The 6,428-nt window shown below is 43.0% G+C and carries 5 protein-coding genes; all 5 read left to right on the plus strand.

Features of this window, described 5'->3' with window-relative positions:
- The coding region (locus K8S13_RS05290) for a sigma 54-interacting transcriptional regulator (RefSeq protein WP_291460993.1) at positions 1–833 on the plus strand (833 nt) is incomplete at its 5' end.
- A 113-nt stretch (positions 834–946) separates the two neighbouring features.
- Complete coding sequence (locus K8S13_RS05295) at positions 947–1,504, plus strand: NifB/NifX family molybdenum-iron cluster-binding protein (RefSeq protein ID WP_291460994.1); 558 nt, start codon at positions 947–949, stop codon at positions 1,502–1,504.
- Positions 1,505–1,553: 49 nt separating this feature from the next.
- The gene (locus tag K8S13_RS05300) at positions 1,554–1,907 is read left to right on the plus strand and encodes a NifB/NifX family molybdenum-iron cluster-binding protein (protein ID WP_291460995.1); all 354 of its coding nucleotides are present in this window, start codon (positions 1,554–1,556) and stop codon (positions 1,905–1,907) included.
- 225 nt (positions 1,908–2,132) lie between these two features.
- Positions 2,133–3,731 carry a response regulator gene (locus tag K8S13_RS05305; RefSeq protein ID WP_291460996.1) on the plus strand — a complete coding sequence of 533 codons (1,599 nt, stop codon included), beginning with the start codon at positions 2,133–2,135 and terminating at the stop codon, positions 3,729–3,731.
- Between the two features lie 40 nt (positions 3,732–3,771).
- Positions 3,772–6,428, plus strand: a 2,657-nt coding sequence (locus K8S13_RS05310; protein WP_291460997.1) for an FAD-dependent oxidoreductase, incomplete at its 3' end; no start/stop codon positions are given.

Raw genomic sequence — 6,428 nt, forward strand, 5'->3', positions numbered from 1 at the left:
AGGCGATTCACGACCTGAGCCTAAGAAAAGACAACCCCTTTGTCGCGATTAATTGTGGTGCACTTCCTGATACGCTGCTGGAATCGGAATTGTTTGGTTATAAAGCAGGCGCTTTTACTCATGCAATTAAAAATAAGCCGGGGCTATTTGCCATTGCAAACAAAGGAACGATTCTTTTGGATGAAATCGGGGATACGAGCCCTTCTTTTCAGGTAAAGCTTCTCCGGGTTTTAGAGGAGAAGACATTTTTACCCCTTGGGGCTGTTAAAAAGGAAAAGTCAGATATAAGAATCATTGCCGCCACAAATAAAGATTTGTCTAAAATGGTTGATGCAAATACATTCAGGCAGGATCTTTTTTACCGCATCAATGTTGTACAATTAAAATTGCCGCCGCTTCGGCAAAAGATGGAGGATCTTCCCCTTCTTGTGGATCATTTTATTGCCAGCCTGAATAAAATACGCGGAAAATCTGTGAGCGGAATAGATAAAACAGCCCTTGGCATTTTGATGGCACATGATTACCCGGGGAATATAAGGGAGCTTGAAAACATAATCGAACATGCATTTGTGCTGTGTTCCAAGGGAGATATCACTCAGGATCATCTGCCTTCCACGCTTGCACGACAATCCATGATAGAAATAGAAGATAACTCTTCACAGTTTCCCTTGAAGACAGCAGAAATCAGGGTTATCAAAGCATTTTTGAAAAAAAATAACTATGATCGCAATGCCACTGCCAAAGATCTTGGCATACACAAAACCACACTGTTTCGAAAAATTAACAAACTCGGGATCAAGCTTCCTAAAATTGACGGGCGATTTAAAAGATGAGATTTGCCTGAAAATAAAATTGTGAATTGGCATACTCCTTGCTGGATTTAAATTATTAAGCTTGTTAAGCTAAAAAATATTATTTTTTCATATTTCATAACAGGGGGCAACAGATGAAAATCGGCATAAGTTCAACCGGCAAAGACATGAATTCCCAAATCGACCCGCGATTTGGTCGGTGCGCATATTTTTTAATCATTCAGACAGATGATAACAACTTTGAAGTATTTGAAAATGAGTATAAATCCATGGGAGGCGGCGCTGGTATCCAGGCGGCTAACTTTATTCATTCAAAGGATGTTAAGGCTGTTTTGACCGGTAATTGCGGCCCCAATGCCATGAATGTGTTTTCTGAATGCAAAATTGATGTTATCACAGGACAGGCAGGTTTAATCAAGGATGTTGTTGAGACGTTCAAAAAAGGTGAATTGAAACCATCTGTTAATCCGACTGTTGACGAGAAGGCCGGGGTGGCAGATGATACGGGTCAAGGGAACAGTGGATCACAAGGCATGGGAAGATGCGTGGGAGGTGCTGGCCGGGGAATGGGAAGAGGTCAGGGAATGGGAAGAGGTCAGGGAATGGGAAAAGGTCAGGGAATGGGAAAAGGTCAGGGCGCAGGACGCGGTATGGGTCAGGGGACGGGATCTGGCGGAGGTACGAGGCGCTGAAGCTTTTAAATTTCCATATAGGGTCTTAACGTTGTGAGGTAAATTTAGGATGAAAGTTGCAGTTACGGTCTGGGATGAGAGAATTTCACCCGTTTTTGATTCTGCACACACACTTTTAATCGTAGATATCAAAAATGATAAAATAAAAAATATAGTTTATAAATCCTTTGACCCGGAATTAGAGGCTCGCCTTATAGAGGAGCTAAGTGTTCTGGGTATTGAGGTTCTTATCTGCGGTGCTATTTCTCAAACCTATTCAACACTGATTGAGGCAAGTGCCATTCAGTTGATTCCCTTTATCGGCGGTAATGTCAACGAAGTTCTTGAGTCCTATGCCAAGGGTAATCCCCTTTCCCCGTCTTTTTTAATGCCGGGGTGCAGGGAAGATAATTCTTTGGTATAGTTGCAATATTGCGTCATTATGGAGTCGCAGTTTTGCTCTTTTGGTTTTGCATTATTTTTTTTACATAGTTTAGATAAGGCTTGATTTTTTATAAATAAAGGGCTCTATTATGAAAGCCTGATTCACATCCTTCTGGCATGTTGTTTGCTCTTTATAATTTTGGTAATTTTGGTAATTTTGGTATAATTTGGTATAATTCGGTAAATATAAACAACAGGAGTTCTTATGGGGTTGCCCATAAATTGGAAGATACTTCTGATAGATGATGATGAAGATATCCGGGACATTATGACAGTCACCCTGAAAGATGCCGGATATTCAGTCATTTGTGCGCCGGATGGGCATACGGGCCTCATGCTTGCCACACGAGAAGAACCCCAGATCATTATCACGGATATCAGAATGCCGGGTCTGACCGGCCTTGAAGTTCTTGAAAAAATAAAAAAAATTAAACCTGAAACTGAAGTCATTGTTACCACAGGATTTGGAGATATTGAAAAAGCTGTCAAAGCCCTGCAATATGATGCCTCTGATTTTATTTCAAAACCCATTGATGATGCTGCCCTGCATATGGCATTGAAACGGGCCAAGCAACGGTATGTTGATAAAAAACAATTGTCTGATTACACCACTCTTCTTGAAAATGAAAATTTGAAAACCAGCTCTGAGTTGGTAAAGAATGTAAATTTTCAAAGCAGTCTCATTGAAAACTCAATGGACGGGATTCTTGGATGCGATGAAAACGATATTATTGTGACCTATAACCGGAGCATGGAAAAGCTTCTGGGGTATCCAAAAGTTCGGGTATTAAAAAAAATGACGGTAAAGGCTTTTTTTAAACCGGAATGGTTTTCAAAATTAAAAGACGATCTGGCAGGCAGTGATTTTGGCGGTAAAAACAGGTTGTTTCTCTATGAAACTTCCATGTTTTCACTGGAAAAAAAGGATATTCCGGTCCAGATTTCAGGGTTCATTCTCTCCCGGGACAGGGTCCAAAACTATATGGTACTTTTCATCAGTGATTTAAGGGATCTTAGAATCCTGGAGCAGGAAGTGACGGACCAGGCAAAACTGCTTCACCGGGAAAAGATGATATCTTTGGGACGGCTTGCTGCAAGCATGGTTCATGAAATTAACAACCCATTATCCGGAATCTTAAACTATGTCAGGCTCATGATCCGTATCAGTGGAAAAACCTCCAATCTTAAATCGGGGTTAAAATCGGCGCTGACACCGGACCAGAGACAGAATCAAGCCAATAAGTTCAATTCCTACCTGGAAATCATAGAATCTGAGACCCAAAGATGTTCCGAGCTTGTTTCCGGGCTGTTGAAATTTTCAAGGAAAACAAAGCTGGAACAAAAAAATATTGATGTCACTGAACTGATTCAACATAGCCTCTTGCTGTGCAGCCATAAGCTTGAGTTGAGCAATATTGTTTTAAAAGTCAGGTATGATTCTGATATTCCCCATGTTTATGGAGATTTTAACCAGCTTGAACAATGTATAATTAACTTGATTTTTAATGCCATTGATGCCATGGAAAATGGCGGAGTTCTGGAGATCAGGACAGGTTTTAATTCGGAAGAAAAATTGGTTTTTATTTCCATAAAAGACAATGGAAAGGGTATTTCAAAAGAGGACTTAAATTTTATTTTTGAGCCTTTTTTTACCACAAAAAATGAAGGATACGGGGTGGGACTGGGGCTGTCATCAGCCTATGGAATTATTGAAAAACACAAAGGAACCATTGTTGTGGAAAGCATTTTAGATCTGGGGTCTGAATTCATTATTAAACTTCCCCCGGTGAAAAAGGATTTTTAAAGAAGGTGAAGGTTAATTATAAACCAAATTGGAGGTATCCATGTCTGAAAAGTTGGGGCCTGAAAAGTTGGCGTCTGAAAAACTTGAATCCGGAAAGATTGTCCGTTTGAGATCTCAACCCTGCAAGATTGGTTTTTATATTTGCCACTGCGGGTTGAATATTGCAAGCAAGGTGGATGTTGCAGCTGTCAGGGACTATGTTGCGCCCCTGGAAGGGATTGAGATATCACGGGATTATAAATTCATGTGTTCGGAACCCGGCCAGGCCATGATTGAAAAAGACATCCGGGAACTGGGGCTGAACCGTGTAGTGGTGGCTTCGTGCTCTCCAAGGCTTCACGGGAAAACCTTTATGGAAGCCTGTAGGCGGGCAGGGCTCAATCCTTACTATTTTCAGATGTCTTCTGTGAGAGAACAGGTCTCCTGGGTTACCAAGGATAGAGACCTTGCCACCCAGAAAGCAAAGCACCTGGTGACAGCTGCCATTCAACGAGTGAAGTTCCATCATCATCTTGAAACAAAAACATCTAATGTCAATCCGGACGTGGTAATCATTGGCGGCGGCATTGCCGGTATGCAGGCGGCCATTGATATTGGCAGTTCAGGTCATAAGGTATATCTGATTGAAAAAGACAGCACCATTGGCGGCCATATGCTTCAATTTGACAAAACTTTTCCAACCCTTGACTGTGCAGCCTGTATCGGCACCCCCAAAATGGTGGAAGTCGGACAAGACCCGAATATTGAGCTGCTCAGCTTCAGTGAGGTCACCAATGTTTCAGGGTTTATCGGCAACTTTACATTGGATGTCAGGAAAAAATCACGTTATATTAACGAAGACCTTTGTACCGGCTGCGGTGAATGTGAAACGGTTTGTCCGGTTTCCATCCCCAACCCGTGGGATCTGGGTATGGCATCAAGAAAGGCTATTGGCAGGGCGTTTCCCCAGGCAATTCCCATTACCTTTAATATTGAGAAAAAAGATACAGCTCCCTGTCGATTAACCTGTCCTGCCGGGATCAATGTACAGGGGTATATTCAGCTGATTAAACAAAAAAAATATAATCAGTCTGCCCGGTTGATCATGGAGAAGGCCCCGTTTCCGGGTGTTTTGGGAAGGGTCTGCCCCCATCCGTGCGAGGCTGAGTGCCGGCGAAAACTGGTTGATAAACCCATTGCCATTAAAGAGCTGAAACGATTTGCTGCAGACAGGGCAAATCTTAAAAAGGAAGATATTCCGGAGATAATTGACCGGGAAGAAAAGATTGCTGTAATCGGAGCTGGACCTGCCGGACTGACAGCCGCTTATTTTTTACGCCTTAAAGGATACCAGGTCACCGTTTTTGAAAAATTGCCTGTTCCCGGCGGCATGCTGAAAACCGGGATCCCGGACTTCCGGCTGCCTGCTGATGTCCTTGATGGAGAAATTAACTATATTCTGGCCCATGGGATATCCCTTGTGACCAACACCGCGTTTGGATCTGATATCACATTTGAAAGCCTGACAAAGGATGGGTTTTGTGCCGTCTTTTTAAGTTCCGGTGCCCATGAATCTCTCTCCCTTGGACTGGAAGATGAAGACTCAACAAAGGGAGTTATTGATGCCATAACTTTTTTGCGGGATGTAAATCTGGGCAATAAGACAGACTGCGGTAAAAAGGTGATGATCGTTGGCGGTGGTAATGTGGCCATTGATGCGGCAAGATGTGCAAAAAGAATCAAAGACTGTGAAATATCCATCATTTATCGGCGGACAAGGGATGAAATGCCGGCCTATGAGGAAGAAATTTTAGGGGCCCTTGAGGAGAATATCGAACTTCTTACCCTGACGGCACCCGTTAAAATTATCAGCAGGGACGGCAGAATAGTTGGGTTGGAGTGCATTAAAAATGAACTGGGAGAAATGGACGATTCCGGACGACGGCGACCGGTAAATATCCCCGGGTCTGAATTTATCATTGAGTGTGATACCCTTATCCCGGCCATCGGGCAGAAAACAGATTTGTCCTGGGCTGAGTCCATGCCCGGTCTTGAGATTACAAAATACAACAGGATAAAGACCCATCCTGCCACCCTGCAGACATCCCTTGAAAATGTTTTTGCAGGGGGGGATATGGTAACCGGTCCTGCCAGTGTCATTGAAGCCATTGCCCAGGGGGGAAAGGCAGCCATTGGTATTGATAATTATATTAATAAAATTGAAATGGATCAGGATGACACTGAGACGGGCCATAATAATGCGATAAATCAGGGGGTGAATAAAGAAGATTATGCAGACATTCCCTTAAGCACATTGGTCGAAGAAAGGGCCTGCGTTTTATGTTCAGCTCCTGAAAAAAGAGTTCAGTCTTTTGAAGAAGTAGAGGCAACTCTTACAGAAGAGCAGGCCGTAAAGGAAGCCGGAAGGTGTCTGAATTGTGCGACCTGCTGTGAATGCATGGAATGTATCAATGTATGTGAGGCAAAGGCCATTGATCATTTTATGAAAGAAGAGAACATACAGATAGACTCAGGCAGTATTATTCTTGCGACGGGTTATGATGCTCTTGAGCCGACACCCTTGAAACAATACGGTTACGGCAGGTTTGCCAATGTGTTTTCTGCCCTGGAGTTTGAGCGGTTAAGCAATGCCACCGGTCCCACCGGCGGTAAGATTTTAATGCGGTACACAAACAATCAATTTACAGAAGAACCCAA

The sequence above is a fragment of the Desulfobacula sp. genome (assembly GCF_021107415.1).